Source organism: Pedobacter sp. AK017 (assembly GCF_014200825.1).
GTDB classification, from domain to species: Bacteria; Bacteroidota; Bacteroidia; order Sphingobacteriales; family Sphingobacteriaceae; genus Pedobacter; species Pedobacter heparinus.
Window position 1 is genome coordinate 1 of record NZ_JACHCW010000042.1, and the last position, 2,163, is coordinate 2,163.

The 2,163-nt window shown below is 40.4% G+C and carries 2 protein-coding genes and 1 pseudogene; all 3 read right to left on the reverse strand.

From position 1 onward, the window contains the following. Window positions 1-488, reverse strand: a pseudogene (locus tag HDC92_RS24920) (hypothetical protein); the annotation flags it as partial. 93 nt (window positions 489-581) lie between these two features. Further along, window positions 582-875: a class I lanthipeptide gene (locus HDC92_RS25425; RefSeq protein ID WP_221271018.1), complete on the reverse strand. Its 294-nt coding sequence runs from the start codon at window positions 873-875 to the stop codon at window positions 582-584. Between the two features lie 434 nt (window positions 876-1,309). Continuing rightward, a partial coding sequence (locus tag HDC92_RS24925; protein ID WP_221271019.1) for a hypothetical protein occupies window positions 1,310-2,163 on the reverse strand: 854 nt, incomplete at its 5' end.

The following is a 2,163-nucleotide window of genomic DNA, read 5'->3' on the forward strand; positions in this document are numbered from 1 at the left end:
GGCTGCACAAAAACATTCGTATCCCCATAGCTCAGCATCTTATCGGTATAGGCATACAAAGTATATTTACCTTCTTCAAGCATTCTGGGCATAAAGACATTGAGTTCTCCATGTGCATCACTTTCGTACCGCTCGTCCTGGCCTTTTGTATATAACAAAATGCTTCCATGTGCCCGGATATCATACATAGGAAACTGCCCGCTTAACACTACTTCTTTATTTTCATCAGCTATGCGAACATACAATACCTTGTTGTCTGTTGCGGTATCTCCCAGCAGATAAGCTTTAAACCAGATCGTTTCCTCAGGCGAATAAATATTCTTATCCAGGTGAAGGTACAGGTTACTCATTGGGTGCTCTGCCAGATAAACCGAGAGTCGCTTTTTCAACTGATCGGAGCCGTTTAGCTTATACCCATCTCCCTGTGCTTTCACTGATAGCATGCTAATTAGAAGCAACACCAGGATGTTGATCTGCTTACTATTCATTTAAGGTCCTATTATCTGTTTCTGATGATACGAATGAAATTTATATAAGTATGAGGAAGTAAATACCCGAAGGTATTTACTTTAAGAAAATTATCAACACCTGTCGGTCTGACAAAAAACGATGGTGTTATTTGGGTCACAACCAAAGTCGGTTTGGCACCCATCGCAAGTAGCACCTCCCGGATAAGGCTGGGTAGTACCAGGACAAGGATTACTGCCGCAATAATCCGAACACTCGTCAGAACAATTATCCCAGGAGTGATCAGGATCGCAACCTTCATAGATAGCAGTCTGACAATAATCCGTAATTCCGCCCCCTTTAATCCTGCCCGCCTCTTGTTTGGTAAGATTAGAAATAATAATCTTGTTCAATGTTAATTTTTTCATTCTTGTTAAATTAATTATTAAACTTTGCCTACTCTAAACCCTTTTCGGCATCCGGGGCAATTATATAATAGCGCGCGTTATTGCCTAAATTATTGGCATGAATAGCAATTTGGTTGATGGCTTTTATTAATAATGTTCTTCTAATGATAATACGGTTGAAATCGGTAAAGTCCCTGTTTGAATACACCAAATAAATGACCGCGGGCAAATAATATCTTTTAACAACCCTCAATACATTGTTTTTCAGCGGTAAAAATGTAATTACGACAGCTTTAACACTAACATTACAAAAATCGAACTTCCCCTAATACGAGGCCGCTACTCCATATACTAAGCATAAAGGACTATTATCCTCCAGTGCGTTTACAATTGCGTCAAGTTGCTTTTGTTCGATTTTTAAGATGGGTTCCCAATTTTAAGCTTGCTATCCATTTTCATTTATCTGTAACTGTTGTAACTTTAAAACTACCAGTGCCCATTAAAGGCTTCAATGTGTTTACTTCCAGGCCTTGGGCAATGAGCTCAAATTCCCCTTGCATATCTGAAGTAAAAAAACTGAATGTCGCAGTTCCTTTTGTATCAGTAACGATATTGGGGTTCCAGTAAATGGTTGAACGGGTATCTTCCTTTTCTGATGGATAGGCATCATAATCTGGCAAAGGGAATTCCTCCGGAATCGTGATGTTTTTCATGTCATGGATATACCTGAATTTGGTGCAGCCTAAGTAGGTGGCTACCCTGGGTGTTCCGTTTGCAGTATAGCCGTATGCATAAATTTTACCTGCTATTAGTTGGTTATTTGGATGCATGGTGCAATTATAGGTTCCAAAAGTACACATCCGATCCGGGCAGTCTTTTCTCAACTTTTTCTGTACTACTTTCTCTTTACTCCCTATCCTCACCTCTGCCAGTTGGTTGATCCCTTTAAAACTGAAAGCCGATTGTGCCGGAATTTTTGCGCTGGCAAAACTATTGTTCACTGCTGGCTCTTCCAGTAATCCACTGTCTACTATCCTGCCATCAAACTGGATATCATGGTTCTTCCATTCCACAAGGTAGTTGAAACTAAAATAACTGCGTGGCTCATAAATATCCAACACCCATTCTTCCCCTTTTCGCGACAGAAGAGAAGAAGCCGGCAGGTAAAACCGGTAATTGGCATCCAGGTTAACAGGAACACGGTTGGTAAAAGGCACATCTCCCTGAATAACCTTGCTTAAAGAACCATGGTTCTTTACCGATTGGATATAGATCTTCCTGTGCTTCTTCACATCGCTGTTTATGTTGA

What these genes read in the sequence shown, in the direction of transcription:
- HDC92_RS25425 (WP_221271018.1), bottom strand. Translation starts at nt 875, where the DNA reads ATGAAAAAATTAACATTGAACAAGATTATTATTTCTAATCTTACCAAA.